Genomic DNA, 26388 nt, shown 5'->3' on the forward strand with positions numbered 1-26388 from the left:
TTTAGGCCATGGTTCAGATCAGGGCGATGACCGAGAAAGATATAGCGGCGGTGTCGCGGCTGTTGGGGGAATCCTGGCGGCGCACCTATTCGGCAATTATGGGGCCAGAGACCACTGCGCGGCTCTCGGACGACAAGCATGCGCCCGAGCGGCTGGCAGAGGAACTTGGGGACGACAACAAGATGTCGTTCGTGGCCGAACGGCCGGACGGTTCGATCGCCGGCTACGCGATGGCGGCGATGGACGATCGTGGCGATGTCCTGCTCGACCGGCTGCACATCGACAAGACAGAGTTCGGCAGCGGGGTCGCCACCGACCTGCTGCACGCGGTGCTTGTCGCGCATGCCGGCATCCCCAGCATTGCGCTGGAAGTGATCGAGGGCAACGACCGGGCGATCGCCTTCTATCGCAAGCACGGTTTCGAAGTGGTCGAGCGCCGCACGGCCGCGCACGGCGTTGGCGGCCACGCCTCGCTCATCATGCGCCGGCTGCTGTCGAGGGCGTGAAGTGAATGGGAAACCGCAGTAGTCAGGGCCCTACTGCCCTAACCCCTGCGCCGCCACCGCCTGTGGACCGTCCTCGTCGTCCGGCATATCGAGGAGTTCGATCAGCCGCGCCACCTTCGTTCCCGGCAAGGGGCGGCCCTCGTTGACCAGCGCCTCGTCGGCACCGAGCCAGGCGAACGCCTCGCGCAGTTCTTGAAGGGTGGCGCCGGTCAGCGCGATGTCGGCTATGACCGCCTCGTCTACCGGCCCCAACACCGAAATGATGTCGTCGCGTGTCATGGTCACCTCCATGCTAAGTGCCGGCAGGTCGTCGAGTTGACGCCGGGATCCGGCCATCCAGTCAACGGATTGCGAGCGAAAGCCGCCGACAAAGCAGAATCTGGGTCTTCTTTTCGACTAAGCAAGGTGAACGCGCGCCTTTTGCCGTCAAGCAGCCGAGTGCCGATCGATGCTGTAGAGATGCACGGGATAGCCGGGACCGATGGCGTCGCGCACCCGGTCCGTCCAGGCGAGGACCGCCGGATAAGCCGACAGCGCAAAGCCACAGTCTTCGGCACGGTGGCCGTAGGCATAGACAGCAATGTCGGCGATGGTGAGCGTGTCGCCGACAAGGAACGGCGTGTCGTTCAGGCTGCGCTCCAGCGCTGCCAGCGTGCGGGCGCCGGCTTCGCGCTTGGCCGGAACCATCGCCTGGTTGCGCTCCAGCCTTCCGGCCAGCGTCCAGAAGCGCAGGGAGCCGATGACCGGCTCGACATGGTACTGTTCGAAGAACAGCCATTGCATAATTTTCGCGTTGACATAGCGATCCGCCGGCAGCAAGGGCGTGCCTTCGGCGAGATAAATGAGGATCGCATTCGATTCGGCGATCGCACGGCCATCCTCGAGTTCGAGCACAGGAACGGCGCCGGCCGGGTTGAGCTTCAGGAAAGCGTCGGTGTGGCTCTCGCCCTCGAAAATCGACACCAGGCGGCTTTCATAGGGAATGTTGAGCAGGCCGAGCACGACCCTCGCCTTCCAACCGTTTTGCGACGGCAAATAATCATGAAGCGTGAGCATGGCTGTCCTTTCGCTGCGGTCGACGCCTGATTTGCACGGTGCCACGATCCCAGCCACCCGAATCCTGCAATGTGTACGCGCAGAAACAGATAAACTATACGCATGTAGAGTTTTATTGACTTCGCTGTATGTGCGATTTACCCGATAAACACTTGCGTCGGATAACTGCGCGGGCAAGCAATCAGTTTGCGTGTGAGAGGAATCGCAAGCATGAGCCTTTCGCGCCGCAGCGAAATCGCCGCCGAGGCCGCGGGGCCAACGATTGCCGCCGGCGAGATCCTGGTCGAGATCATGGCGACGGAACTGGGTTTCGGCTTCCTCGAGCCGCAAACGCTCGTCGGGCCATTCCCCAGTGGTGCGCCGGCGATCTTCATCGACCAGGTTGCGCGGCTGGGGGGCGGCGCCGGCATTATCGGCTGCGTCGGCCGCGACGATTTCGGCACGCTCAACCTGGACAGGCTGAAGCGCGACGGGGTCGACGTCTCCGCCGTCGATATCAGCGACCGCTTCCCGACGGGATGCGCCTTCGTGCGCTATCGGCCCGATGGTATCAGGGACTTCGTCTACAACATCGCCGAATCCGCCGCCGGGCAGATCCACCTGACCACTGCTGCGCGCCTGCTGGCGGACAGGGCCGGCCATCTGCATATCATGGGATCGACGCTGTCGGTGGCAGGGCTGAAGGAGATCGTCAGCTACGCAGTGCAGGCGGTTCGTGCCCGCGGCGGCTCGACCTCATTCGACCCGAATGTGCGCAAGGAGCTGATCGACGGCTCCGACGGCGCACTGTTTTCCGCACTCATCGACGATGCCGACCTGCTGCTGCCGTCCGGCGACGAATTGCTGGCCGCGGCTGGCGTCGATGACGAGCATCAGGCGGTGGCGGCGCTGTTTGCCAGGGGCGTCGGCGAGATCGTGCTGAAGCGCGGTGCTGACGGCTCTTCCTGGTTCGGCGCCGACGGCGCCAGGATCGACTGCGCCGGTTTTCAGGTCGAGGAAGTCGACCCCACGGGCGCCGGCGATTGTTTCGGCGCCACCTACCTGACCTGCCGCCGCCAGGGGATGGAGCCCGGCAAGGCGCTGCTTTGTGCCAATGCCGCCGGCGCCCGCAACGTCGCCCGGCGCGGCCCGATGGAAGGCACCGCCGGCTTCGATGCGCTTGACCAATTCATCAAGGGAACAGCGAGACGGACATGAGCGCCAACCCGCTTGCAGGCCTCGCCAGCGCGCGCAAAAACGGCTCGCCCTACGGCATCACCTCGATCTGCTCCGCGCATCCGCTGGTGATCCAGACGGCGATCAGGCGCGCCGTTGCCGACAGGGAGAAAAACCTGCTGATTGAGGCAACCTGCAATCAGGTCAACCAGTTCGGCGGCTATACCGGAATGACCCCGGCGCTGTTCGTCGCCTTCGTGCTGGAGATCGCCTGCCGCGAGGGGCTGGAAGCCTCGCGCATCATCTTCGGCGGCGACCATCTGGGACCGAACCCGTGGCGCGCAGAGCCGGCGGCGCAGGCGATGGACAAGGCCGAGGCCATGGTCGGCGCCTATATCGCGGCCGGCTTCACCAAGATCCATCTCGACGCATCGATGGGCTGCGCCGGCGAGCCGGCGGCGCTTGACGACGAGACCATCGCCACCCGGGCGGCGCGGCTGGCAAAGGCGGCCGAAACGGGCGCGCACGCCGCAGGCAGCACCTTGCCGGTCTACATCATCGGCACCGAAGTTCCCGCCCCCGGCGGCGTCGACCATGCGATCAGCGAGTTGAAGCCGACCGAGGCGGCGGCGGCGCGGCGCACGATCGAGGTTCACCGGGAGATCTTTGCCCGCGAAGGCCTGACCGAGGCGTTCGGCCGCGTCATGGCCGTGGTGGTGCAGCCGGGCCTGGAATTCGGCAGCCAGAACGTCGTCGCCTACGCGCCCGAGAAATCCAAGGGCCTGACCGGCTTGCTCGATGAGCAGCCGTCGCTCGTCTACGAGGCGCATTCGACCGACTACCAGAGCCGTGCGGCTTTGACCGCGCTGGTCGCAAACGGCTTTCCCATCCTCAAGGTCGGCCCCGGCCTGACCTTCGCCTTGCGCGAGGCGCTTTACGGGCTCGACCTGATAGCATCCGAAATGATCACGGATTATGGCGACCGGTCGCTCGCCCGGACCATGGAAGGCGCGATGCTGGCAGCACCCGGCCATTGGCACAGCCACTATCACGGCAACGAAGCAGAGCTCTATGTGCAGCGGCATTACAGCTACAGCGACCGCATCCGCTATTATTGGAGCAACTCCACCGCTGTCGCGGCCCTCGAGCGCCTGCGCAAGGCGCTGGACGGGGTCGCCATTCCCGAAACGCTGATGCGGCAATTCCTGCCGGCGCTGCCGGCCGAACTCGGGCCGGCGGGCAATCCCGAGGCTATCCTTCTCGAAGCTGTCGATCAGGTGCTGGCCGACTATGACGCGGCCTGCCGTGGGACCTGAGGCATTGCGCCGGGTTGATCTTTGCCTCAGCCCAGTGTCTCTGACGTTTCCATGAAACCAGCCATGTTCTTTCTCCTGTTCGCGGCCTCCCTGCTGGCGTCGCCGGCACGCGCCGACTGGAAGCCGGTCGAAAAGGTCGAGACCTACGCCATCGCAGGGCGGACCGGCCCGGAACTCTATGCCGCGATCGGCGAAGCCGGCCCCTTGCTCGGCAAGGGTCGGGTCCTTGCGCACACCAATTTCAAGCTGACCTGGACCAGGGACTACAGGCCGCAAGGCGACGCCTGCGTGCTCAAATCGGCGCGCCCGAAACTGATCATCACCTACACCTTGCCGAAGCCGGCCGAACCGTTGCCGGCTTCCGTCCAGAAGAACTGGACGGTGTTCATCGCCGGGCTCGCCGCCCACGAGAGAGTGCATGGCGCAGCCATCGCCGAGATGGTGCGCAAGATCGAGGCGGTGAGCGTCGGCCTGACCGTTACTGATGACCCCGCCTGCAGCAAGATCAGAACCGAGCTGACGAGGCAACTCGCCCAGATCTCGCTGGCTCAGCGGCAGGCGAGCCGCGACTTCGACCGGGTCGAATTCGGCCCCGGCGGAAACCTGCAGAAGCTGGTGCTGGCTTTTGTGAATGGGGGGTAGTTTGCCGGCGAACCGGTCATTGCGCCGGTGTTCCGAATGACAAGAGCACCGGCCGCATGGCCGCTTTACAGGCAGGCTTGGTAGCGCTACCGTCTGATCGTCACGCGACCTGTTGGGGGAATGGGAGACGGTCGCGAGGGGGGAGAGGAGCGGTTTCCTTCGGGGCGTCGCAAGAAGCATTCGGGAGGAGATCGATGGCGTCTGTCGCGATCGGCGATGTTTACAAATCGTTCGGGACCGTCGAGGTCCTGCATGGCGTCAGTGTGGATATCGACGACGGCGAATTCGTCACGCTGGTCGGCCCGTCGGGTTGCGGAAAATCGACCCTTCTCAGGATGATCGCCGGCCTGGAAAAGATTTCTCGGGGCGAGATCGCGATCGGGGATCGGGTCGTCAACAACGTTGCGCCGAAAGAGCGCGACGTTGCCATGGTGTTCCAGAACTACGCGCTCTACCCGCACATGACGGTCGCCGAGAACATGGCGTTCTCGCTCATGCTCAAAGGTGTTTCGAAGGCCGATTGCGCTACCAGCATTCAGCGCGCCGCCGAAATCCTCGGGCTGGTGCCATTGCTGACGCGATATCCGCGCCAGCTTTCCGGCGGCCAGCGCCAGCGCGTCGCCATGGGCCGGGCGATCGTGCGCGATCCACAGGTTTTCCTGTTCGACGAACCGCTCTCCAATCTCGACGCCAAGCTCAGGGTGCAGATGCGCGCCGAGATCAAGGAACTGCACCAGCGGCTCAAGACGACCACAGTCTATGTCACCCACGACCAGATCGAGGCCATGACCATGGCCGACAAGATCGTCGTCATGCATGACGGCATCGTCGAACAGATCGGACCGCCGCTGGAGCTCTACGACAGGCCAAACAATCTCTTCGTCGCCAGTTTCATCGGCTCGCCCGCCATGAACCTGATCAAGGGCGAGATCGTCACCGACGGGTCTCCGTCCTTTCGCGGCGCCGGGGGAATTTCCGTGCCGCTGGCCGGCGCGCCGGCCGTTGGCAACGGTCATCCGGTGGTGCTGGGAATACGGCCCGAGCATTTGCGGCTATCGTCAGACCAAGTCATTCCAGTCACCGTCGCGGTGGTCGAGCCGACCGGGTCGGAAGTGCAGATCATCGGCCGCACCGCCGGCGGCGACGAGATCGTCGCTAATTTCCGCGAACGCCATGCCTTCACACCGGGCGAAACCATACGGCTCTCTGCCGCGCCTGGCCTGATTCATCTCTTTGACGGCAAGACCGGAACACGATTTGAAACGCGTAACGGATGGTAAGGACCGCATAGCAAGGAAGATAAACCGGAGGAGACGACCATGAAATTCACGAGACGCGATGTAATCCGCACGACCGCAGGTGCCGCGGCGGGAGCTCTGGGAAGCCGGTTCGTCGGCTCGCCGGCTTTTGCCCAGGAGGGCTTGAAATACAAGCCCGAGGAAGGCGCAAAGCTGCGGCTGCTGCGCTGGTCGCCCTTCGTCAAGGGCGATGAGGATCAATGGCTGGCCAACACCAAGCGCTTCACCGAGGCGACAGGTGTCGAGGTTCGTGTCGACAAGGAAAGCTGGGAGGACATTCGCCCCAAGGCAGCGGTCGCCGCCAATGTCGGTTCCGGCCCGGACCTCATGTTCGTCTGGTTCGACGACCCGCATCAATATCCCGACAAGCTGCACGACGTGACCGAGCTCGGCGAGTATCTGGGCTCGAAATATGGCGGCTGGCACGACGGACCAAAGCAATATGCGACGCGGGACGGCAAGTTCGTCGGCCTGCCGCTGGCCACGATCGGCAATGCCATCGTCTATCGCGAAAGCTGGGTGAAGGAGGCCGGCTTCTCCGAATTTCCGAAGGACACGGCAGGCTTCCTCGAGCTTTGCAAGGCGTTGCAGGCGAAGGGACATCCGGCCGGCTTCACGCACGGCCACGGCGTCGGCGACGGCAACAATTACGCGCACTGGCTGCTGTGGAGCCATGGCGGCCAGATGGTCGACGAGAGCGGCAAGGTGGCGATCAACAGCCCCGAGACGCTAAAGGCGATCGAATACGCGCAGGAACTCTACAAGACCTTCATTCCCGGGACCGAAAGCTGGCTCGACGTCAATAACAACCGCGCCTTCCTGGCCGGCGAACTCGGCGTCATCGCCAACGGCATTTCCGCCTACAATACGGCCAAGATCAACAAGGACAACGATCCGAAGCTGGCTGAGATCGCCAAGGACATCCGCACCACCAACCTGCCGATCGGTCCCGTCGGGAAATCGGTCGAACTGTTCCAGGTGACCACCGCCGTCATCTTCAACTACACGCCCTACCCCAATGCGGCCAAGGCCTATCTGCAGTTCATGTTCGAGGATCCGCAGATGACCGACTGGATCACCTCCTCGGCGGGCTATTGCTGCCAGACGCTGAAGGCCTTCGACAACAATCCGGTGTGGACGGCCGACCCGAACAATGCCGCCTATGCCAAGGCCTCGGCGACGCTGCGCCCCAACGGCTATGCCGGGCCGCTCGGCTATGCCTCGGCGGCGACCATGGCCGACTATGTCCTGGTCGACATGTTCGCCAAGGCGGTGACCGGCCAGGCGACGCCGCAGGAGGCGATGGAGGAGGCGGAGAAGCGCGCCAACCGCTACTACCGCGTTTGATCACGGCACCGCCGGGCAGCGTCTAGTGCGCTGCCCGGCCCGTCGCACAATCCCATGGCGGCCGTTGACGCCGTGACCTGATTCCCCGATGAGGAGCCCTCCATGGCCGTGCCGTCCGTTGCCGCCCAGCCGCGTCCGTCGATGCTTTCGCGGATCTCCGAAAGCCGCAACGCGCTGGGCTTCGGCTTCATGCTGCCGGCGGCGGCGCTGCTGCTGGTCTTCCTGACCTATCCGCTCGGGCTGGGCGTCTGGCTCGGTTTCACCGATGCCCGGATCGGCCGCCCCGGCATCTTCATCGGCGTCGAGAATTATCAGTACCTTTGGAGTGACAACGTCTTCTGGCTCTCCGTCTTCAACACGCTGCTCTACACGGTCAGCGCCTCGATCCTGAAGTTCGTGCTCGGCCTGTGGCTGGCGCTCATCCTCAATGAAAACCTGCCGTTCAAATCGTTCTTCCGCGCGATAGTCCTGCTGCCCTGGGTGGTGCCCACTGTACTGTCAGCCATTGCCTTCTGGTGGATCTACGATTCGCAGTTCTCCATCCTGTCCTGGGCGCTGCAGCAAATGGGCCTGATCGACCACCGCATCAATTTCCTCGGCGATCCGGAGAATGCGCGCGCTTCGGTTATCGCCGCCAACGTCTGGCGCGGCATTCCTTTCGTCGCCATCACGCTGCTCGCCGGCCTGCAGACCATTCCGCAGTCGCTCTACGAGGCGGCCACGCTCGACGGCGCCAGTCGCTGGCAGTTGTTTCGTTATGTGACGCTGCCGCTGCTGACGCCGATCATCGCCATCACCATGACCTTCTCGGTGCTGTTCACCTTCACCGATTTTCAGCTGATCTACGTGCTGACCCGCGGCGGACCGGTGAATGCCACGCATCTGATGGCGACATTGTCTTTCCAGCGCGGCATTTCCGGCGGCCAGCTTGGCGAGGGCGCGGCCATCGCGGTGGCCATGATCCCGTTCCTGCTGGCGGCGATCCTGTTCAGCTATTTCGGCCTGCAACGCCGCAAATGGCAACAAGGCGGCGGAGACTGACATGGTCAAGACGGCCGCGACAAGGAAGGCGAAACGTGGGGATATCGACGAAGGCGGCATGGGCTACCTGCAGAGCCTGCCGCGCCGCGTGGTGACGGTCTATCTGCCGCTGCTGGTGTTCGTCTTCGTGCTGTTGTTTCCGTTTTACTGGATGACGATCACGGCGGTTAAGCCCAATCTCGAGATGACCGACTATGCGCAGTTCAATCCGTTCTGGGTGGTGCATCCGACATTGGAGCATATCCGCTATCTCCTGTTCGAAACCTCCTATCCGGGCTGGCTGCTCAACACGATCATCATCTCGACCGCCGCTACTTTCCTGTCGCTGCTGGCGTCGGTGTTCGCCGCCTATGCGATCGAGCGGCTGCGGTTTTCCGGGGCGCGGCAGGTCGGCCTCGGCATCTTCCTCGCCTATCTGGTGCCGCCCTCGATCCTGTTCATTCCGCTGTCGGTAATGGTGTTCAACCTCGGGCTCTACGACACGCCCTTCGCGCTCATCCTTACCTATCCGACCTTCCTGGTGCCGTTCTGCACGTGGCTGTTGATGGGTTACTTCCGCTCCATCCCGTTCGAACTGGAAGAATGCGCGCTGATAGACGGAGCGAGCCGGTGGCAGATCCTCACCAAGATCGTGCTGCCGCTGTCGGTGCCCGGCCTGATCTCCGCCGGCATATTCGCCTTCACCCTGTCATGGAACGAGTTCATCTATGCGCTGACATTCATCCAGTCCTCGGAAAACAAGACCGTGCCGGTGGGTGTGCTGACCGAGTTGGTGCGCTCCGACGTCTACGAATGGGGGGCGCTGATGGCGGGAGCGCTGATCGGCTCGCTGCCGGTGGTGGTGCTCTATTCGTTCTTCGTCGAGCACTATGTCTCGTCGATGACCGGCGCGGTGAAGGAGTGACGCGCCGGCTCACGCGAGGCGACCGCGCGGTCAGATCGCGCCGATGATGCCGCCGTCGACGCGGATGTTCTGGCCGGTGATGTAGCCCGCACCTTCGGAAGCGAGGAAGGCGATGGTCGCGGCAATTTCCTCCGAGGTGCCGTAGCGCTGCATCGGCACGCTGTCGCGGCGCTCCTCGGTGGCCGGCAGGCTGTCGATCCAGCCGGGCAGCACATTGTTCATGCGCACATTGTCGGCGGCGTAGGTGTTGGCGAAGATCTTGGTGTAGGCGGCAAGGCCGGCGCGGAATACGGCCGAGGTCGGGAACATCGGGCTCGGCTCGACCACCCAGGCGGTCGAGATGTTGATGATGGCGCCGGCCCTCTGCTTGACCATCTGCGGCGCCACGATGCGCACCGGCCGGATGACGTTCATCAGATAGACGTCGAGACCGGTGTGCCACTGCTCGTCGGTGATTTCGAGGATCGGCGCGCGTGGCCCGTGGCCACCGCTGTTGACCAGCACGTCGATGCGGCCAAAGCGCTCGAGCGTCAGATCCGCGAGCCGCTGCAGATCGTCATTCGACTGGTTGGAGCCGGTGGCGCCGAGGCCGCCAAGCTCCTTGGCCAGAGCCTCGCCCTTGCCGGAGGACGACAGGATCGCGACCTTGAACCCGTCCGCCGCCAGCCGCTTGGCCGCCGCCGCGCCCATGCCGCTGCCACCCGCGACGACGACTGCCACTTTTTCTACACTCATTTTTCTCTCCTTGGGGTTTTGCGGCGTGTGTCTCGCGACTTCAAAGGATGATATAGCCGGTCTTGCCATCTGGTTCGAACCAGAAAGCCTGAAATCAAGCTGTAGAAAAACTCCTGCATGCCTGAAGCCTTCCTGAGCCTGCCACCATTGAATGCGCTGCGTGCCTTCGAAGCCGCCGCGCGTCATCTCAACTTCCGCATCGCCGCCGAAGAGCTGAACGTGACGCAAGGGGCGGTGGCGCAGCATATACGCGGGCTGGAGGCCGATCTCGGCACAAAACTCTTCGACCGGCTGCCGCGCGGCCTGGCGCTGACCGATGAGGGCCGCGCCTATATGCCCAACATCCGCCGCGCCTTCGAGCTGATCTCGGAGGCCACCTTGCTGCTGCGGCCCGAACCGGCGCGGCTGACGATCAGCGTCACGCCGAGCTTTGCCACCAAATGGCTGATCCCCAAACTGCCGGAGTTCGTCGCCCACAACCCGCTGGTCGATTTGCGAATCCTGGCCAGCGAAAGCCTGTCGAGTTTTCAGGCCGACGGCGTCGACATTGCGGTCAGGCAAGGCCGCCTGCCCTTCGGCGCCGGCCTGATGGTGGATCTTTTGTTTCCACAGCAGATCGTCGCCATCTGCAGCCCTGCCCTGCTGCCGACCGGCGCGAACGAGATCGCGCCGACCGACATCCAGCACCACGTCCTGCTGCACGACGCGCACAATCTATGGCCGGAATTCATGGAAAAGGCGCTCGGCCTGAGGATGGCCGCCGAGGCCAAACGCATGCGCTTCAACCAGACAGGCCTCGCGATCGACGCCGCCATTGCCGGCCAGGGCATCGCGCTGGCCAGCCGGTTTCTCGTATCCGCCGACATTGCCGCCGGCCGGCTGGTGCAGCCGATCAACGCGGAGATGCGTGGGACGCACGATTTCTATGTCGTGATGCCGCGCAAGCAACGGCACCCAGAACCGACGCAAGCCGTGCGGCGATGGCTGCTGGATGAGGGCGATGCGGCGCGGCTGTGATGGATAGCCGATCTCCCCTTTTACCGCCGCCGCGCAATGTCGGCCGCCACCGCCTTCGCCTCCCTGCCGATTTCTCGTAGCAGACCGGTGACCGGATTGTAGAAGCCGACGAGGTAGAGGCCGAGTTGAGAGGCGCGGGCGTTGACGCCACTGCGCTCCGGCTGCAATTCCACGGGCAGAAACTTTTCGTAGCCCGGGCGATAGCCGGTGGCGAGGATGACGGCGTCGAAATTTTCCTGCCTGCCGTCGGTGAACGCAGCGCCGCGCTCGGTGAAGCCCGCTATGTCGGGTGCGATCTTGATGGCGCCTTTGGTGATGGCGTCGACCGTGCCGACGTCGATGACCGGGATGCGGCCGACTTCGTCGATCTGCTGCAGGATGCCCTGCTTCGGCCTGACGATGCCGTATTTCTCGAGCTTGCCCAGCGCGAAATCGAGGATGATCGGGAACATCCAGTCGTTCAGCGCCTGCGGCATCGGCCGGCTGGCGATGCCGACCATCTGGATCGGCACGCCGAACAGCTGGCGCGGCACGATGTGGACGCCCTTGCGCACCGAAATGGTCGGACGCGCGCCACTTTCCGCCAAGTCGAGCGCGATCTCGGCGCCGGTGTTGCCCATGCCGACGATCAGCACCGAGCGGCCGGCAAAGGGCGCCGCTTGCGTATAGTCGGCGCTGTGCAGCACCTCGCCCTTGAAAGCCTCGATAGCAGGGAGCCGGGGGACGATCGGCTCGGCATTGTTACCGCTGGCGATGACGACATGGCGCGCCTTGATGTTGTCCGATCCTGTCTCGACCAGAAAACCGCCGTCCCCGAGGCGAATGGCTTTCACCGTCACGCCGAAGCGCGGGCGCAGATCGAATTTTTCCGCGTAGTCGTCGAGATAGCGGACCACCATTTCGCGCGGCACGTAGCGCGGATAATTTTTGGGAAAGGGCAGGAACGGCAGCGAAGAGAACGACTTGACCGTATGCAGATGCAGCCGCCGATAGTGCCGCCGCCAGGCGGGCGCGATCTCCTGCGATTTTTCGAGCAGGATGAAATCCACTCCTGCCCGCTTCAGGCAGGCACCGACCGCAAGGCCGGCGGGCCCGGCGCCGACAATAACGACAGTGGTGTCCAAGCGATTCTCCTCCCGCTAGCTCCTTAGGCTACGCGTAGAAGCGCAGGCGGGACAAGGCGCGCCTCACCTTCTCCCCTTGTTGGAGAAGGTGGATCGGCGCGCTAGCGCCGAGACGCCTTCGCATCGCGGCCCGCACGCTGCGCATCCTGTCCGGTCTCGGCTCACCCCCGGTGACGAATGTCTATCCCGGCAATCGCCCATGCTGTCGGACGGGCTGCCTGTCGCCGGCCGCACCGCGGTCGAAGAGCTCTACGTGCATGGCGGCATGGGCCAATCGGCATGCATGCCGCCCCCGCCATCGCGCGCTGGCTGGAAGAGGCCGTGGTTCGGGCGATGGCAATCCGAAGCAGACATGGCTCCGGCCACAGCGATTTGCGGGATGGGAAGGGTGAGACTGCGCGACGTCGTGTCGATGTAGCCCGCCATCGGCCCGAAGGGAGGGCTGGCGTTGCTCCCTAGCCGATATGCTCGGCGCGCAGCTTCTTCTTTATCTGCTCCAGGCCTGCCTCGCCGCCCGTCGCCAGTTCATCGGCGATCCTTGCCAGCTTGTCATCGGCGTTGCGGTATTTGCTGCCCCAGGCGCCGAGCGTCGCCAGCACCGGCAACAGGTCGATGCCCGCCTCGGTCAGCTTATAGATCGCCTTGAGCTTGTGCGTGGGGTCGTCGCTTCTGGTGACAATGCCCTCATCCTGCAAGGTCTGCAGCCGCTCGGCCAGCGTGCGCGACGAGATGCCTTCGCCTGATAGCAGAAACTCCCGGAAGTGCCTTTTTCCCGCTAAAATCATGTCGCGGATGATCAGCAGCGTCCAGCGGTCACCGAGCAATTCGAGCGACAGGCTGATGGGGCAGCCGGATCTTTCCCTGGTCGACATTCTCAATGCTTCCATTTCTAAATCACTTTACGATTGACATCATTTTTCTCTCGTGTCAATGGTTCCGAAAGTAAAGCAATCACCAACGCCGCCTGACCTGGCGCTGGTGACACCAGAGCACAATCAGGAGAACAACGATGAGAAAACTGATCCTGCAGATGCAGATGTCGGTCGACGGTTTTGTCGGCGCGGCCGGCGATGAGCACTGGCAGCTCTGGGAATGGGGCGCCAACTGCCCGTGGGACGACGACTTGAAGCAGGATTTCAACGCGGTGTTCGCCGGCATCGATACCATTCTGCTCAGCCGCAAGATGGCCGAAGAAGGCTATCTAACCCATTGGGGCAATGCGGCAAAAAACTATCCGCGCGATTCCTTCTACGCCTTTGCGCAGCGCATCGTCGAGGCGCGCAAGGTGGTGCTGAGCGACAAGCTCGCGGCATCGCGGTGGGAGCGCACGACGCTTGCCAGCGGCGACCTGCCGCGCGAGGTCAAGGCGCTGAAAGCTGAAGGTGAAGGCGACATGGCGGTATTCGGCGGCGCCGGCTTTGCCTCGGCGCTGATTGCAGCGGGGTTGGTCGATGAGTTCCAGCTGTTCATCAATCCGGCCGCGCTGGGCGACGGCGAGCGGATTTTCGACCGTGGCGGCTTCCGGAAATTGCGCCTGCTCGGCTCTAAAGCCTATGCCTGCGGAATGGTGGTGAACCGCTACGCGCCGGCAATGTGAAGCAGTTCAGCGATTGAATCCGTGGACCGCTTCAACTCTTTGTTTTTACGAGAACTCCGGACGGATCACCGCAACCCGCTCCTCGTGAACCTGCGCTAGAAATTGATCTCGACCGAAGCGGCACTTCGCTTTGCCGGCCCGTGAAACACCGCCTCGATGTTGTTGCCGTCGGGGTCGAGCAGGAAGGCGGCGTAGTAGCCGGGGTGGTAGGGCCGCTCACCCGGCGCGCCATTGTCGGCGCCGCCGGCATCGAGGCCGGCCTTGTAGAAGGCATCGACCATGGCGTTGTCCCTGGCCTGGAGGGCCAGATGATGGCGCCCGGTCAGCTGTCCCTTCGCCGCCCGGCTGTCGAGGCTTGAGATGAACAGTTCGTCGGCCCAGAAATAGTCCTCGGCCTCGCCGCCGATCGGAATGCCGAGCACCTTGAAGACGGCTTCATAGAAGCGCCGGCTCGCCTTGAGGTCCCTGACCACCAGCTGGACGTGGTCGATGAGGCGGCCGCGATGCAGTTCCATGAGCGATATCTCCCGTCGCGAGACCACAAAGCTAGCGCCGCGGAGCGGCTCGTCAATTCGGCAGTCTATTTGTCGGCGCGCTTGGCAGCCTTACACCTGCTTTTGTCATATCCGGATGGACTTCCACGCAGACCGGATAAAAAATGCAACCGGATTGTCGGATTCGAAATCCCGCCAACGTCCTTCGGACGCAAGCGGCGCAACGGAGCTGGAGCGAGTGGCGCCGCATCGAAACCGATCTCGGGAGAAGAGCATGAACAGTTCCTACCGTTGGGTGATCGTCGCGTGCGGCGCGCTGATGACCTGTGTGGCGCTCGGCGCGATGTTTTCGCTGGCGATCTTTCTCGAGCCGATGGCGCTCGACACCAACTGGTCGCGAACCGGCATTTCCAGCGCCATGACGCTGAATTTCTTGGTGATGGGCGCAGGCGGTTTCGCCTGGGGCGCCATCTATGACCGTGTCGGCGCCCGCCCGGTGGTTTTTGCCGGCGCGGTGCTGCTCGGCCTGTCGCTGGTGGTGGCGAGCCGAGCCCAATCGCTGCTAGTCTTCCAGCTGAGCTATGGCGTCATCGTCGGGCTGGCGGCCAGCGCCTTCTTCGCGCCGATGATCGCGCTGACCACCGCCTGGTTCGAGACCCATCGCAGCCTGGCCGTGTCGCTGGTCTCGGCCGGCATGGGCGTGGCGCCGATGACCATTTCGCCCTTCGCACGCTGGCTGATCACGGCCTATGACTGGCGTACCGCCATGTTCGACATCGGGATCATGGCCTGGGTGCTGTTGCTGCCGGCCGTCTTCCTGGTGCGCCAGCCGTCGGCGGCGGTCGCGGCAGCGGATGGCAGCGCGCCCGCGCCTGCCGCGGCCCCCGGCATGTCAGTCGGCCAGGCGTTGCGCTCGCCGCAATTCCTGGTGCTGGGCATGACCTTCTTCGCCTGTTGCGCGGCGCATTCGGGGCCGATCTTCCACATGGTGAGCTATGCCATGTCGTGCGGCGTGGCGCCGATGGCAGCCGTGTCGATCTACAGCGTCGAGGGCCTTGCCGGCCTTGGCGGGCGCGTGCTCTACGGCGTGCTCGGCGACAGGTTGGGCGCCAAGCCGGTGCTGATCGTGGGCCTCGCCATCCAGGCGGTGGTGATCGCCGCCTATCTCGCCGTCGGCAATCTCGAGCAGTTCTATCTCCTGGCGATCATCTTCGGCGCCACATATGGCGGCGTCATGCCGCTCTATGCGGTTCTGGCGCGCGACTATTTCGGGCCACGCATCATCGGCACGATACTTGGCGCCGCGACCCTGTTGTCCAGCCTCGGCATGTCGTTCGGCCCGCTCGCCGGCGGCATGATCTTCGACGCCTATGCCAGCTATTCCTGGCTGTTCATCGGCTCGGCGCTGATCGGCCTCGGTGCTGCCGGCATCGCCATCGCCTTCCCGCCGCAGCCCGGCCGAGAGAGGCTGCAGGCGGCATGAGCGAAATTTCCCCTCGAGGGGAAATACTCATCACCCTGTCCCCGTTCCCGAGCGCAGCTCTTCCCTGCCCTCGTCGTCGCGGCTGAGCCTGGCGTCCGAGATCAGCACCACCGGGCATTGGCAGCGCTGCAGCACGCCGGTGGTCGTCTCGCCGAAGAAGAGTTCCTCGCCAGGGCGCCGCGCCACGCCCATGACGATCAGCGCCGCCCCCCTGCCGGACTGGCGGGCAATGGCATCGGCGGCGGCGGCCCGGCTGCGGATGGCCGTCTCGATCTCGACGCCATAGCGGTCGGCTAGTGCGACGGTATCCTTCAGCACCGCCTCCCTGCGGCGATGCGAGACAGTGTCGCGCGGTTCGTCGCGGCCGACGCGCGCGACATAAAGTATCTTGACCCGCGCACCCGTGACCGCTGCAATCGCCAGCGCCATTTCGGCACCCCGGCGGGCGATCGCGGTGCCGTTGACCGGAACCAGAATCTTCCCGCCTTCAGGTCCTAGCCTTGGCATCTGGCGGCCGGCGCCGGTCGCCTTCAGCACCAGGCATAGCGGGCCCTCGAAGGCGCCGGCGATCTCGTTGATGCGGCGGGCAAACCCACCTTTCGACGTGACCGCGCGGCCGAGCCCGATCAGCAGCAGCCCATAGCCTTTGCGCGCCTCCTTGGCAACCGTTTCGGCCGAAAGCTCGGCCTCGTGGCGCCGCGTGACAGGCGCCGCGCGGGTCAGTTCCTCGTCCGAACTCCTGGCGGCCTCGCGGCTGTCCTCGGCACCCTTTTCGATCGGCTCGAGCTTCGCATCCGTGCCGGGCTCGGCCTCCTCCCCCTCGCCTCGGGCATGCAGCACCGTCGTCGGCCTGCCGGCGCCCACGACTCCTGCGAGGTAAGCGGCAAAGCGGCCGACAACGCCCTCATCGGTCACCACCAGCAGTCGTTCCAGATTGGCGATGAAGCCGCGTTGGTCGATCTCCTCGCGCTCCAGACGCTTCTTCTCGTTCTCGCCCATCGGCAAGCGGCCGAGTGCCCAACGCAAGGTCGGCGGCATGGCGAGCGTGGTGATGACGGCCATGGTCACGATCATGGTGAAAAGATTGTGCGACAGAACGCCGATCGACAGGCCAATAGAGGCGACGATGACTTCGGTCGAGCCGCGCGCGTTCATGCCGCAACCGACGGCGATGCCTTCCTTGCGGCTCATGCCGGCAAGCTCGGCGCCGATGAAGGCGCCGGCGAATTTGCCGAAGCTGGCGATCAGCACCAAAGCGGCCGTGAGTAGCGCAAGCTCGTGGTCGACAAGCACGGTGAGATCCGCCGAAAGGCCGGCGACGCCGAAGAAAACCGGCATGAACAGCGCCATGATGACGCCGCGCAATTGCCCTTCGATATGACGCGACAGGATCGGCGATTCCCCAACCAGTATGCCGGCGACGAAGGCGCCGAGCACGGTGTGGACGCCGATCAGATCGGTGATCAGCGCCATTGCGCCCATGATGGCGAGAATGACGGTGACGACGGCGTATTCGCTGCGGAACGTATCGTTGGTCCAGCGGATGGCGTCGAAGACGATGCGGCGGCCAATCGTGAAGGAAAACCCCATGAAGGCGGCGACGCCGACAATGGTGAAGGCAAGGCTGCCGAGCTCGATGCGCCCCTTGGTTGCGATGCCGATGGTGATGGCGATGATCACCCAGCCGATCGTGTCCTCGATGATGGCCGACGAGACGATGATCTGACCGAGATCGCGGCGCATGAAGTTCATCTCGCGCACCACCATGGCGACGATCTTGACCGAGGAGATCGACAGCGCCGTGCCGAGGAAGAGACCGGCGACAATGCGCTCGGTTCCGTCGGCCAGCAGCGAGGCCGGCATGAACTGCGCGGCGGTGAAGCCGAGCGCGAAAGGCACGGCGACGCCCGCGGCGGAGATGGAAAAGCACGCATGGCCGACCCTGCGCACCAGCCGCAGATCCGTCTCCATCCCGGTGAGCAACAGAAGCATCAACACGCCGAGCTGGGCGATGGCGCTGATCATGCTCTTTTGGGTGGCGTCGCCTGAAAAGATCACGCGTTCTGCTTCCGGCAATAGCCAACCGAGCAGCGATGGCCCGAGCAGGATGCCGCCGATGAGCTGACCCATCACCGCCGGCTGGCCGAGACGCTCCAGCAACTCGCCGATGCCGCGGCCGACGAGAAGCAGAAGGAGGATTTCGAGAACGAAAATGCCCTCGCTGGACATGCCGGTCTTTTCGGCTGCCAACGATGCGGCCGGCATGAATGCGAAAGCTGCTGCGGCAAGCGCGACCGACCGGCGCCGGTTGACCACGAAGGACATGCACCCCCTCATTGTGCCCGGTATAACGTTTTGAGGGCGAGATCGGTTGCACGCCACGCTCCCTTAGCGCGCCGCAGGTTCCTCCTTACCTGAATCGCATAACGGGCCTATCTGACTGCGGATAAACCGCCGAGACCCGGGCCGGCGACGGAACATTTTCAACCGATTGCGCGTTGCGCGGATGGGGATGACCGGCGTCGTTTCGGCCGGCCATGGCGTTGGGAGGCGCGTGGCAAGGGATGTCCCAGGTCAAGACCGTGAAAACCGACGAAGCGGCTGCAGCGCCGCGGGCCTCTGATGCGTTCGCGCTGAAGCTCACCTCATCGGAATTCGTGGCCACCATGTCGCATTTCCACCGCGCCGAAATCGCCCGCATGGCCGGCTGGCGCGACCGGCTGGACCGTACCAGCAACTGGGCGATTACTGTCGTCGCCGCCATGCTCTCAGTCTCACTCTCGACGCCCAGCGCCCATCACGGGGTGCTGCTCTTTGCCATGCTGCTGACCACGCTGCTGCTATGGATCGAGGCGCGGCGCTATCGTTTCTTCGATGTCTACCGGGCCAGGGTGCGCCAGTTCGAGCGCTATTATTTCGCGCAGATCTTCTCGCCGCAGCCCGACTACGCCTCCAACTGGCTGGCCATCGTCGGCGAAGGCCTGCGTTCGCCGCGCTTCCTGATCTCGCAACGCGCGGCGTTGGTGCGCCGGCTGCGCCGCAACTACATTTTCATGTACACGATCCTGATGCTGGCGTGGGTGCTGAAGATCACGACGCCCAGTCTGCAGCGCGAAGGGTCGCCGATAGGCTTGGGCGCGTCATTTCTCGACGCCGCGCGCGTGGCGCAGCTCGGCCCGGTTCCAGGCATCTATGTCGTGTGCATGGTCGGGCTGTTCTATGTCGGCCTGCTCGCAGCCGCTTTCCTCATCTCAAGCGACGAGGGCGAGCTTTCGCATGGCACCGTGCATGTCTGAGAGCGGCCTCGAAAAGCGCAATCTGCCGCGGTGATCTTCAGCAGACATTGTCGACCAACAGAGCGGTCGCTTCCGACCGGCTTGCGGCTTCCTCAACCGGAAGCCGTGCGCGATGGCGCTTGTAGGCGGTGAGCGCGATGACCAGCACGCAGCATACGGCGTTCAGCCAGTTGATCGCCGCCAGAGCGGGATCGTTCAGATTGATGTGGGCGTAGAGTCCCGTCGTGGCGTTGGCGCCTGTCCACAACAGCCAGGTCGCGTAGGAAATCGCCGACGCCCCGTGCCTGTCCCGGGCCACCCGCACGATCTGCGGCAGGTAGGACACCACGCGCAAGCCATTGAAAATAGTGAAGAGATAAAAAGACAGATCTGCAAGTGTCATCCGAAACCCCTGTCATGGCCGGACGTCCCATAGCGTTCCTTGCAGTGGCGGCATGTGAGCCCGTTCACATGCCGGCTTCGATTTTCCTGTTGCGGCCCGGCACCCGGATTCTTTGGCCATGTGGGCGTTCGCCGTGAGCCAGCCCGACGAGGTCGACATGAACCAGATCCTGTTTCGGCCGACGGCGCGGGAGTACTAAACAGATCTCGTGCTTGGGCAAAGTTCGGGTTGACCGCTGCCAAGAGCGCGGCGACTATCCCTGCAACGTGCAGGAGGACATGAGAATGGACGAACCCGATCGCTGGCGGCACATGGCGAGCGCGCCCAAGGACGGCAGCCGCATCCTGGTCACGGTCAGGCCATCGGAACAGGGGCCGGCCGAGGTCGACCTCGCTTACTGGTCGCGCGCCGACCAGTTCGGCACGGAGGGCTGGCGCTCTTCCGATTCGTCGCCAGGACGGGTGATCGAATACCCCGAACCGGAGTTGAAATGCTGGATGCCGCTGCCGACGGCCAATCTGAGCCGGGCTTCAATGCCAAGTCCGTGGCAAGGCGAAGACGTCCCGCTGCTCGACGGCTCCGGGATATGATCTCGGCGGGATGACCGTAGGAAATACGCTGCCGGCCCAATACTTGACGGCCTTACTTCGGCCGACGCACCGATCGCACCATGCCGCCGGGGCCGCTGCCGCAAAAGAAGCGGTCGCCGCCGTCGGATTCGAGCCCGGAAACGCCCACCCCCGCCGGCATGTCGAGCCGTTCCAGCACCTTGCCAGTTTGCGGATCGACGCGCCGGACATCGCTCTGGTCGCCTTCCCAGGTGCCGTGCCAGAGCTCGCCATCGACCCAGGTCACTCCGGTGACGAAGCGGTTTGAGTCGATGGTGCGCAGGATTTTCCCGGTCTCGGGATCGATCTGGTGGATCTTGCGCTCCCGGTTCTGCCCCACCCAGAGCGTGCCCTCGGCCCAGGTCATGCCGGAATCGCGGCCGCCGCCGGGCGCCGGGATGGTGGAGAGCACCTTGCCGGTATCGGGGTCGATCTTCTGGATGCGGTCCCCGGCGAGCTGGAACAGATGCCGGCCGTCATAGGCGGTGCCGGCATGTGCCGCGACATCGATCGAGCGCAGCGTCTCGCCGCTTGCCGGATCGAAGGCGGTCAGCCGCTCGCCCGTCGCAAACCAGACATTCTGTCCGTCGAAGCTCACGCCGTGCACGGTGTCGACATCAGGAAAGGGCCCGTATTCGCGCAGGATTTCCGCTGCTGAATGTTTCATGTCCTGGTCCTCGATCATGGTCACCTTTCCTAGCCGTTCGGCAGCGGCGACGGGAGTAACAAGGTGGTCGTGAAACCAGCGACCGGTGGCGTCATCCAGCGCCGCGCCCGGCCGTGGCCGAAGGACTGCACTTTGCCGGTCTCGGCCAACTGCTCGAGCGCCCGCTGTACGCTGCGCTGTCCGGCGCCCAGCGCCAGCGCCAACGCCGAGCTGGCCCAGGATTCACCATCGGCCAGGAAGGCCAGCACCGCGGCGTGCCGCTCCTCGATCGGCCGCGCCAGCACCGCCACGGAGCCTGCTTCGCGCGGCTTTAGCGCAAAGCCCTGGCTGGTCGCGCCGATGCCCGCCAGCGGCCGCAATTCGGCGCGCAGCCGGCCGATCTCGACCCGCAGCCTGGCGCGATGCGATTCATCGGCATGCCGGCCGCCAAAGGCGCGGGCAATCAGCGTCGCCCTCGGCACATCCGCCGGCCAGGCTTCGGCAAGCGCGCGCGCCAGCGCAAACAGCACCGGCCGCGTTGCCAGCGAGATCGTTGTTTCCTGCTTGTGCACGATATAGCGGAACGTATCGACGACCAGCGCGCGCGACGCCTGCAGCGCCTCGACTTCTTCGAGCAACAGCGGATGCTCCTCGCCGCCTGCGATCAGCCGCGCCGCCGGCGTCTCCAGCGCCAGGAAGGCGCTGTCGACCTCCGCCATGAGACCCGGAATGCCGGCCCGGCGGGCGGCATGGCGCGCCCACTCAAGGGCTGCGCGCGCGGCCTTCGTCTTCAGGCGCCGCATGGCGATGCCGGCAACCGCGAGTTCATGCGCGGCGCGTGAGGCCGGCGGAAGCGGCGACGGATCGAGCCCAGCCAGCACGTCTTCAGCTTCGTCGAGGCGGCCGATCAGCAGCAGGCGGCGCACTTTGAGATGCCCGGCATGCGCCGCGTTCAGCCGGTCGCCATGCTTTTCCAATGTCGACCGCGCCGCGTCGAGCGCCTTGGACGGCCAGCTGAGATCACGCGAAACAAGCGCGATCTCGGCTTCGGCGACAACGCACCTGGCGCGCGCCACCGCCTCCTTTGGACCGAAGGCACGGCCGGCCCTACGCAACAGTACTTTGGCGCGATGGAAATCGCCGAGCTGCGCCATGGCAATGCCGCGCAACGCCAGCGCCGGGGCATCCTCGCGCAAGGCGACGCGGTCGAGTGCCGCCAGCGGGTTGCCCGCCGCCAGCGCCAGCCCTGCCGCGGTGATCAGCGAGTCCATGCAAATCCCGTCACATTTGTAACTCCCACCGCTCCCCTTACCGGCCCTAACTTAAGTCACCACCGCCAAGCAGCAAGCCGCGGACGGCGACCTAGCCATCTGGACTGGTTGAAGACGCCCAGGCCTGCGTTGACGGCAATATTCGCATTCGCTAGCCTGAGCATCTCAGACAGTCGCGTTAAGCTTCTCAATAAGGAAAAACCGACCATGCCTGCTTCCGAGGACCTCGAGCCCACCGTGCGGCCTCGCCACCCCTGCTGCGGTGGCCCGCCTGCAAATGCCGTCACATTTGTAACTCCGCCCTCTCCGCCTCGCGGCCCTAGCCTGCCTCACGATCAACAGGCAACGACAAGCCACAACGGCTCAACAACTGGCAAAGGAAACAAGCGATGACCAAGCACGTGGCAATGAAGACCCCACCGGTCGTTTCAAGGCAGGAATGGGAAGCCGAGCGCGAAAAGATGCTGGTGAAGGAAAAGGCAACGATGCGCGCCAGGGACGCGCTGTCGGCCGAGCGCCGGCGCATGCCATGGATGGAAGTAGACAAGGCCTATGTGTTTGAGGGTCCCAACGGCAAAGCGAGCCTGCTCGATTTGTTCGAGGGCCGGCGCCAGTTGATCGTCTACCGCGCCTTCTACGAACCCGGCGTCCACGGCTGGCCCGAACATGCCTGCCGCGGCTGTTCGCTCGGCGCCGACCAGGTCGGCCATCTCGCCCATCTCAACGCCCGCAACACCACGCTTGCCTACGCCTCTCGCGCGCCGCAGGCCGACATTGCCAGCTTGAAGCAGCGGATGGGTTGGGAGATGCCCTGGTACACAATCACCGACAGTTTCGACAAGGATTTCGGCGTCGACGAATGGCACGGCCACAACGTGTTCATCCAGGACGGCAAGAAAGTGTATCGCACCTACTTCATCAACAACCGCGGCGACGAGCAGATGGGCACGGTCTGGAGCTACCTCGACGCAACGCCGCTCGGCCGCCAGGAAATCTGGGAGGATTCGCCCGAAGGCTATCCGCAGACCGAGCTCTACAGCTGGTGGAATTGGCACGACAATTACGACGCCGCACCCGACAAGACGTGGGAGGAAGTGTCGGCGGCCGGCGAAGCCGCGTTCCGCAACAAGGACGGCAAGTAAGGACCTGGAGCGGCGCCCATCCAGCTTGGTTTCCTGTCCCTCACGGGACAGGAAAGCCGGGCATTGATCATCAAGGGATTATGACCATGAGCGATATCAGCACAGGCACCGGCAGTGAGGTCCCTCAACGCTCCGATGCAGTTTCTCTCCGCACCGCCGAGTGGCTATGCCTCGCCGCGGCCCCTGTTTTCGCCGTGATGGCGCTGCTCACCTGCATTCACGCTGGCGACGGCGCCATGTCGTGCCTGGGGGCCGATGCCTCCCCGCTCACCGGCATGCCGCTGATGTATCTCTTGATGAGCGCCGTCCATCTGGCGCCTTGGCTGCGCGTGATTTCCGGCCGGCCGGTCCGGCGATAGGCTGGACCGCCGCCGCCATGCTAACGCTCTTTACGTCGGAGAGAGACAATGAAGCTGGTCAGGCTGAGAGCGCCGGGCGGGTTGGACAAGCTCGACCTGGTCGAGGAGGATCAGCCCCGGCCTGGGCCGGGCGAAATGCTGGTCAGGATTCGCGCCTGCGCGCTGAACATGCGCGACGATTTCGCCGTACAAGGCAAGGTGCCGCTCGCCGACGGCCGCGTGCCGCTGTCGGATGGCGCCGGCGAGGTGATCGCCATCGGCGACGGCGTCGACACGTTCAAGCCGGGCGACAGCGTCGTCAGTGTTTTCTACCCCTGGTGGCTGGCCGGCGACATGAGATCCGATACAAGCCGCGACATTCCCGGAGACAGTTTCGACGGCTTCGCCAGCGAGTATGTGTGCATGCCGGCGCACGCATTCACCAGGGCGCCGGCGGGCTATACGCATCTCGAGGCGGCAACGCTGACCTGCACGGGCGTCACCGCCTGGCGCGGGCTGGTGACATGCGGCAAGGTAAAGCCCGGCGACACGGTGCTGATCCTTGGCACCGGCAGCGTGTCATTGTTTGCGCTGCAATTTGCCAAGGCTGCCGGCGCAAGGGTCATCGCCACCTCGTCCGATGAAGGGAAGCTGGAGAAGCTCAGACGACTCGGGGCCGACAGCGTCATCAACTACAAGGCGGTGCCGCAGTGGGGCGGCAGGGCCAGGGAACTGACGGACGGACGCGGCGTCGATCATGTGATCGAGGTCGGCGGACCGGCGACGCTGGCGCAGTCGATAGCGGCCTGCCGGACAGGCGGGCATATCGCACTCATCGGCGTCCTGACCGGCTTTGCAGCAGAAGTTTCAATCCCGGCGCTGTTTTCAAACCAGATCCGCATCAGCGGAATTTCCATCGGCAGCAAAGCCGACCAGCAGGACATGATCCGTGCGATAGAGGTCAACCGCCTGAAGCCTGTCATCGACAGCAGCTTTCCACTGCAGGATATCGCCGCCGCCTTCAGGCACTACGAAGCGCAAAGGCATTTCGGCAAGGTCTGCCTCGAGCTTTAGATCCTGCGATCGGCATTCCTACCCAGCGGCCGGCGCCAGCGTCCCGCTTGCCATCAGGCCCCAGAGCTGATCGGCGGTCAGCTGTTTGGCCGAGCCGTCGTAAGCCACCCTGCCGAGGCTGAGCACGACGATCCTGTCGGCCAGCGCCCTGACCGTCGACAGGTCGTGCGTGACCAGGATGACGCCGGTGCCGCTGGCGGCGATCGAACGGATCAGCTTGACGACCTGCGCGGTCTGCTTGACGCCGAGCGCGGCGGTAGGCTCGTCGAGGCAGATCAGCTTGACGTGATCGGCAAGCGCGCGGGCAATGGCGATGGACTGCCGCTGGCCGCCCGACAGCGAGCGCACCAGAACGTTTTCGTCGCGAAGCGTGACGCCCAGCGCGGCAAGCCGGGCACGACACTGCTCGGCGGCCTTTCGGTCGTCGCGAACCGGGAAGACACCGAGCCAACGCCGCGTTTCCTCACGCCCGAGGATCATATTGTGGGCGACGCTGAGGTTCGGGCAGAGCGCCAAATCCTGATAGACCGTCTCCAGGCCGGCGCCGCGTGCATCCTGCGGGCTCCTGAAGGAAATCGGCTGGCCCTCGAGGGTCATCGCGCCGGCATCGGGCTGGATGGCGCCCGAAATAATCTTCACCAGCGTCGACTTGCCGGCGCCATTGTCGCCGAGCAGACAGACGATCTCGCCTTTGCCGACCGTGAAACTCGCCTCTTCCAATGCCGTCAGCGCGCCGTAGGATTTGCGGGCGCCGGCAATCGAGAATGCCGGACCTTGCGGGGCTTCTGCATTGCCCGCCGTCACGGCAGGGCCGGCCGAGGCGACGGCACCATTGTCCGCCACCGTGAAGTTGGTCGCGGCGGCCCGAGCGCGCCGGCCGCGAAAACCGATCGCAGCCTGGTCGGCCACCAACGCCAGCAACAGCATGCTTCCCACCGAAATGGATTGCCACCATGATTGCAGGCCGACGAAGATCAATCCTGCATTTAGGATGCCGATGGTGGCAACACCGATGGCGATGCCGAGCGGCCTGCCGGAGCCGCCGGAAAACGCAACGCCGCCGAGAATTGCAGCGGTGAGCACGTCGAGCTCGAAGCGAACGCCGATGGTCGGCGTGATGCTGCCGAGACGACCGGCGATCAGAACCGAGACCAGGCCGATCAGCAAGCCATTGGCGGCGTAGAGGCCAACCACCGTGCGCCCCACCGGAATGCCGCAGAGTTCGGCTGCGCGCGGGTCGCCGCCTATGGCGTAGAGCCTCAAGCCGGTGACCGTGCTGGTCAAGACAAAGGCTCCGATGACAAAGACAGATGCGGCGATGATCACGGTGTACTGGATGCCGAAGATCTTGCCCCGCCCCAATTCGAGCAGAGCCTCGGGAAAACCATAGACCGCGGTGCTGGAGACGACGAAGGCAAGGCCGCCATAGAGCGCCAGCATCGCCAGCGTGACGATCAACGGCGAGATGCTCAGCCTGCGCACCAGCAGACCGTTGAGCAGACCGAGCAAAAGGCCCAGACCCAGGCCGACGCAGATTGCCAGCGGCGCGCTCTGCGTCGCCACCGCAACCTTGGCAGTGATGATGCCGATCAAGGCGACCATGCTGCCGATGGAGAGGTCGACATAGCCGGCGATCAGCAGCGCGGAGGTGCCGAGCACGGCGATCAGGATCGAGGTCGAGTTGACGCCAATGACGACGAAATTGTCGAGGCTGAAGAAGGATTTGTTCAACAGCGAGAAGGCGATGATCAAGCCCAGCGCGACCAGCGCCAGCCCGATGCGGCCAGACGCTTCGCCCGGCGCCTTGACGCCCGGCAGCAAGGATGAAAACCGGCCCGTTTGCAGCGGTGTCGTCCCCGTTCGAAGGCTGTCTGTGCTCATGCTAGCCTCTGACTGAAGCGGGCGGTTTCAGGTCA

27 protein-coding genes are annotated in these 26388 nt (G+C 64.3%); 16 read left to right on the plus strand and 11 right to left on the minus strand.

The window, feature by feature from the left end:
* Positions 1–8: 8 nt before the first annotated feature.
* A complete protein-coding gene (locus tag NKI32_RS13685) occupies positions 9–506 on the plus strand; it encodes a GNAT family N-acetyltransferase (protein WP_353002830.1) in 498 nt (165 codons plus the stop codon).
* Positions 507–536: 30 nt separating this feature from the next.
* On the opposite strand, the gene NKI32_RS13690 is transcribed toward NKI32_RS13685, so the two are convergent.
* On the minus strand, positions 537–785 hold the full coding sequence (locus NKI32_RS13690; RefSeq protein ID WP_031201948.1) for a hypothetical protein: 249 nt from the start codon (positions 783–785) through the stop codon (positions 537–539).
* Positions 786–932: 147 nt separating this feature from the next.
* Entirely contained in the window at positions 933–1562 is a 630-nt protein-coding gene (locus NKI32_RS13695; protein ID WP_023754611.1) for a glutathione S-transferase family protein, read from the minus strand.
* Between the two features lie 210 nt (positions 1563–1772).
* Between NKI32_RS13695 and NKI32_RS13700 the strand changes: the two genes are divergently transcribed.
* From NKI32_RS13700 to NKI32_RS13730, 7 genes are all read left to right on the plus strand, one after another.
* The gene (locus NKI32_RS13700; RefSeq protein WP_353002831.1) at positions 1773–2759 is read left to right on the plus strand and encodes a tagatose kinase; all 987 of its coding nucleotides are present in this window, start codon (positions 1773–1775) and stop codon (positions 2757–2759) included.
* The gene (locus tag NKI32_RS13705; RefSeq protein ID WP_353002832.1) at positions 2756–4033 is read left to right on the plus strand and encodes a D-tagatose-bisphosphate aldolase, class II, non-catalytic subunit; all 1278 of its coding nucleotides are present in this window, start codon (positions 2756–2758) and stop codon (positions 4031–4033) included. Before NKI32_RS13700 ends, NKI32_RS13705 begins: the two co-directional genes overlap by 4 nt.
* 51 nt (positions 4034–4084) lie before the next feature.
* Complete coding sequence (locus tag NKI32_RS13710) at positions 4085–4675, plus strand: DUF922 domain-containing Zn-dependent protease (protein ID WP_502897950.1); 591 nt, start codon at positions 4085–4087, stop codon at positions 4673–4675.
* A 194-nt stretch (positions 4676–4869) separates the two neighbouring features.
* A complete protein-coding gene (locus tag NKI32_RS13715; protein ID WP_353002834.1) occupies positions 4870–5955 on the plus strand; it encodes an ABC transporter ATP-binding protein in 1086 nt (361 codons plus the stop codon).
* A gap of 39 nt (positions 5956–5994) precedes the next feature.
* The gene (locus NKI32_RS13720; protein ID WP_023828768.1) at positions 5995–7320 is read left to right on the plus strand and encodes an ABC transporter substrate-binding protein; all 1326 of its coding nucleotides are present in this window, start codon (positions 5995–5997) and stop codon (positions 7318–7320) included.
* A gap of 141 nt (positions 7321–7461) precedes the next feature.
* Positions 7462–8361, plus strand: coding sequence for a carbohydrate ABC transporter permease (locus tag NKI32_RS13725; protein WP_502897954.1), 900 nt, complete (start codon positions 7462–7464; stop codon positions 8359–8361).
* Position 8362: 1 nt separating this feature from the next.
* Positions 8363–9265 carry a carbohydrate ABC transporter permease gene (locus tag NKI32_RS13730; protein WP_023673469.1) on the plus strand — a complete coding sequence of 301 codons (903 nt, stop codon included), beginning with the start codon at positions 8363–8365 and terminating at the stop codon, positions 9263–9265.
* A 30-nt stretch (positions 9266–9295) separates the two neighbouring features.
* Here the strand turns inward: NKI32_RS13730 and NKI32_RS13735 are convergent, their stop codons facing one another.
* Positions 9296–10000, minus strand: a complete 705-nt coding sequence (locus NKI32_RS13735) for an SDR family oxidoreductase (protein WP_353002836.1) — start codon at positions 9998–10000, stop codon at positions 9296–9298.
* A 117-nt stretch (positions 10001–10117) separates the two neighbouring features.
* On the opposite strand from NKI32_RS13735, the gene gcvA reads away from it, so the two are divergent.
* Positions 10118–11017 (plus strand): transcriptional regulator GcvA, encoded by a 900-nt coding sequence (gene gcvA, locus NKI32_RS13740; RefSeq protein WP_023733984.1) that lies wholly within the window; start codon positions 10118–10120, stop codon positions 11015–11017.
* 20 nt (positions 11018–11037) lie between these two features.
* Here gcvA and NKI32_RS13745 read toward each other — a convergent pair whose 3' ends face one another.
* Together NKI32_RS13745 and NKI32_RS13750 are read right to left on the minus strand one after the other, a co-directional pair.
* Positions 11038–12141 carry a flavin-containing monooxygenase gene (locus tag NKI32_RS13745; protein ID WP_023708708.1) on the minus strand — a complete coding sequence of 368 codons (1104 nt, stop codon included), beginning with the start codon at positions 12139–12141 and terminating at the stop codon, positions 11038–11040.
* Between the two features lie 455 nt (positions 12142–12596).
* Positions 12597–13013, minus strand: a complete 417-nt coding sequence (locus tag NKI32_RS13750) for a winged helix-turn-helix transcriptional regulator (protein WP_353002837.1) — start codon at positions 13011–13013, stop codon at positions 12597–12599.
* A 137-nt stretch (positions 13014–13150) separates the two neighbouring features.
* Here NKI32_RS13750 and NKI32_RS13755 point away from each other — a divergent pair, with 137 nt between their 5' ends.
* On the plus strand, positions 13151–13738 hold the full coding sequence (locus NKI32_RS13755; RefSeq protein ID WP_353002838.1) for a dihydrofolate reductase family protein: 588 nt from the start codon (positions 13151–13153) through the stop codon (positions 13736–13738).
* Positions 13739–13833: 95 nt separating this feature from the next.
* Here NKI32_RS13755 and NKI32_RS13760 read toward each other — a convergent pair whose 3' ends face one another.
* Positions 13834–14262, minus strand: coding sequence for a VOC family protein (locus NKI32_RS13760; RefSeq protein WP_353002908.1), 429 nt, complete (start codon positions 14260–14262; stop codon positions 13834–13836).
* 244 nt (positions 14263–14506) lie between these two features.
* On the opposite strand from NKI32_RS13760, the gene NKI32_RS13765 reads away from it, so the two are divergent.
* Positions 14507–15715: an MFS transporter gene (locus NKI32_RS13765; protein ID WP_023708705.1), complete on the plus strand. Its 1209-nt coding sequence runs from the start codon at positions 14507–14509 to the stop codon at positions 15713–15715.
* Positions 15716–15745: 30 nt separating this feature from the next.
* Here NKI32_RS13765 and NKI32_RS13770 read toward each other — a convergent pair whose 3' ends face one another.
* A complete protein-coding gene (locus NKI32_RS13770) occupies positions 15746–18040 on the minus strand; it encodes a cation:proton antiporter domain-containing protein (RefSeq protein ID WP_353002839.1) in 2295 nt (764 codons plus the stop codon).
* A gap of 239 nt (positions 18041–18279) precedes the next feature.
* Here NKI32_RS13770 and NKI32_RS13775 point away from each other — a divergent pair, with 239 nt between their 5' ends.
* A complete protein-coding gene (locus tag NKI32_RS13775) occupies positions 18280–19011 on the plus strand; it encodes a DUF2270 domain-containing protein (RefSeq protein ID WP_023673885.1) in 732 nt (243 codons plus the stop codon).
* 37 nt (positions 19012–19048) lie between these two features.
* Here NKI32_RS13775 and NKI32_RS13780 read toward each other — a convergent pair whose 3' ends face one another.
* The gene (locus NKI32_RS13780; RefSeq protein ID WP_023685493.1) at positions 19049–19393 is read right to left on the minus strand and encodes a PQ-loop domain-containing transporter; all 345 of its coding nucleotides are present in this window, start codon (positions 19391–19393) and stop codon (positions 19049–19051) included.
* A gap of 284 nt (positions 19394–19677) precedes the next feature.
* On the opposite strand from NKI32_RS13780, the gene NKI32_RS13785 reads away from it, so the two are divergent.
* Entirely contained in the window at positions 19678–19983 is a 306-nt protein-coding gene (locus NKI32_RS13785) for a hypothetical protein (RefSeq protein ID WP_023689804.1), read from the plus strand.
* Positions 19984–20035: 52 nt separating this feature from the next.
* On the opposite strand, the gene NKI32_RS13790 is transcribed toward NKI32_RS13785, so the two are convergent.
* Positions 20036–20668 (minus strand): Vgb family protein, encoded by a 633-nt coding sequence (locus tag NKI32_RS13790; protein ID WP_023730380.1) that lies wholly within the window; start codon positions 20666–20668, stop codon positions 20036–20038.
* Positions 20669–20697: 29 nt separating this feature from the next.
* Positions 20698–21918: a helix-turn-helix domain-containing protein gene (locus NKI32_RS13795; protein ID WP_353002840.1), complete on the minus strand. Its 1221-nt coding sequence runs from the start codon at positions 21916–21918 to the stop codon at positions 20698–20700.
* A 389-nt stretch (positions 21919–22307) separates the two neighbouring features.
* Here NKI32_RS13795 and NKI32_RS13800 point away from each other — a divergent pair, with 389 nt between their 5' ends.
* From NKI32_RS13800 to NKI32_RS13810, 3 genes are all read left to right on the plus strand, one after another.
* A complete protein-coding gene (locus tag NKI32_RS13800; RefSeq protein WP_023695474.1) occupies positions 22308–23060 on the plus strand; it encodes a DUF899 domain-containing protein in 753 nt (250 codons plus the stop codon).
* An 86-nt stretch (positions 23061–23146) separates the two neighbouring features.
* Entirely contained in the window at positions 23147–23419 is a 273-nt protein-coding gene (locus tag NKI32_RS13805; protein ID WP_353002841.1) for a hypothetical protein, read from the plus strand.
* A 48-nt stretch (positions 23420–23467) separates the two neighbouring features.
* Positions 23468–24472 (plus strand): zinc-dependent alcohol dehydrogenase family protein, encoded by a 1005-nt coding sequence (locus NKI32_RS13810; protein WP_023708699.1) that lies wholly within the window; start codon positions 23468–23470, stop codon positions 24470–24472.
* Positions 24473–24490: 18 nt separating this feature from the next.
* On the opposite strand, the gene NKI32_RS13815 is transcribed toward NKI32_RS13810, so the two are convergent.
* Positions 24491–26353, minus strand: a complete 1863-nt coding sequence (locus tag NKI32_RS13815) for an ATP-binding cassette domain-containing protein (RefSeq protein WP_084566284.1) — start codon at positions 26351–26353, stop codon at positions 24491–24493.
* Positions 26354–26388: the final 35 nt, after the last annotated feature.

Source organism: Mesorhizobium sp. M0761 (genome assembly GCF_040320205.1).
In the GTDB taxonomy this organism is placed as follows: domain Bacteria; phylum Pseudomonadota; class Alphaproteobacteria; order Rhizobiales; family Rhizobiaceae; genus Mesorhizobium.

Coding starts and splice junctions, on each gene's coding strand:
- NKI32_RS13685 (WP_353002830.1), top strand. CDS start 9: ATGGTTCAGATCAGGGCGATGACCGAGAAAGATATAGCGGCGGTGTCG.
- NKI32_RS13690 (WP_031201948.1), bottom strand. CDS start 785: ATGACACGCGACGACATCATTTCGGTGTTGGGGCCGGTAGACGAGGCG.
- NKI32_RS13695 (WP_023754611.1), bottom strand. CDS start 1,562: ATGCTCACGCTTCATGATTATTTGCCGTCGCAAAACGGTTGGAAGGCG.
- NKI32_RS13700 (WP_353002831.1), top strand. CDS start 1,773: ATGAGCCTTTCGCGCCGCAGCGAAATCGCCGCCGAGGCCGCGGGGCCA.
- NKI32_RS13705 (WP_353002832.1), top strand. CDS start 2,756: ATGAGCGCCAACCCGCTTGCAGGCCTCGCCAGCGCGCGCAAAAACGGC.
- NKI32_RS13710 (WP_502897950.1), top strand. CDS start 4,085: ATGAAACCAGCCATGTTCTTTCTCCTGTTCGCGGCCTCCCTGCTGGCG.
- NKI32_RS13715 (WP_353002834.1), top strand. CDS start 4,870: ATGGCGTCTGTCGCGATCGGCGATGTTTACAAATCGTTCGGGACCGTC.
- NKI32_RS13720 (WP_023828768.1), top strand. CDS start 5,995: ATGAAATTCACGAGACGCGATGTAATCCGCACGACCGCAGGTGCCGCG.
- NKI32_RS13725 (WP_502897954.1), top strand. CDS start 7,462: ATGCTTTCGCGGATCTCCGAAAGCCGCAACGCGCTGGGCTTCGGCTTC.
- NKI32_RS13730 (WP_023673469.1), top strand. CDS start 8,363: ATGGTCAAGACGGCCGCGACAAGGAAGGCGAAACGTGGGGATATCGAC.
- NKI32_RS13735 (WP_353002836.1), bottom strand. CDS start 10,000: ATGAGTGTAGAAAAAGTGGCAGTCGTCGTCGCGGGTGGCAGCGGCATG.
- gcvA (WP_023733984.1), top strand. CDS start 10,118: ATGCCTGAAGCCTTCCTGAGCCTGCCACCATTGAATGCGCTGCGTGCC.
- NKI32_RS13750 (WP_353002837.1), bottom strand. CDS start 13,013: ATGTCGACCAGGGAAAGATCCGGCTGCCCCATCAGCCTGTCGCTCGAA.
- NKI32_RS13755 (WP_353002838.1), top strand. CDS start 13,151: ATGAGAAAACTGATCCTGCAGATGCAGATGTCGGTCGACGGTTTTGTC.
- NKI32_RS13765 (WP_023708705.1), top strand. CDS start 14,507: ATGAACAGTTCCTACCGTTGGGTGATCGTCGCGTGCGGCGCGCTGATG.
- NKI32_RS13770 (WP_353002839.1), bottom strand. CDS start 18,040: ATGTCCTTCGTGGTCAACCGGCGCCGGTCGGTCGCGCTTGCCGCAGCA.
- NKI32_RS13775 (WP_023673885.1), top strand. CDS start 18,280: ATGTCCCAGGTCAAGACCGTGAAAACCGACGAAGCGGCTGCAGCGCCG.
- NKI32_RS13780 (WP_023685493.1), bottom strand. CDS start 19,393: ATGACACTTGCAGATCTGTCTTTTTATCTCTTCACTATTTTCAATGGC.
- NKI32_RS13785 (WP_023689804.1), top strand. CDS start 19,678: ATGGACGAACCCGATCGCTGGCGGCACATGGCGAGCGCGCCCAAGGAC.
- NKI32_RS13790 (WP_023730380.1), bottom strand. CDS start 20,668: ATGAAACATTCAGCAGCGGAAATCCTGCGCGAATACGGGCCCTTTCCT.
- NKI32_RS13795 (WP_353002840.1), bottom strand. CDS start 21,918: ATGGACTCGCTGATCACCGCGGCAGGGCTGGCGCTGGCGGCGGGCAAC.
- NKI32_RS13800 (WP_023695474.1), top strand. CDS start 22,308: ATGACCAAGCACGTGGCAATGAAGACCCCACCGGTCGTTTCAAGGCAG.
- NKI32_RS13805 (WP_353002841.1), top strand. CDS start 23,147: ATGAGCGATATCAGCACAGGCACCGGCAGTGAGGTCCCTCAACGCTCC.
- NKI32_RS13810 (WP_023708699.1), top strand. CDS start 23,468: ATGAAGCTGGTCAGGCTGAGAGCGCCGGGCGGGTTGGACAAGCTCGAC.
- NKI32_RS13815 (WP_084566284.1), bottom strand. CDS start 26,353: ATGAGCACAGACAGCCTTCGAACGGGGACGACACCGCTGCAAACGGGC.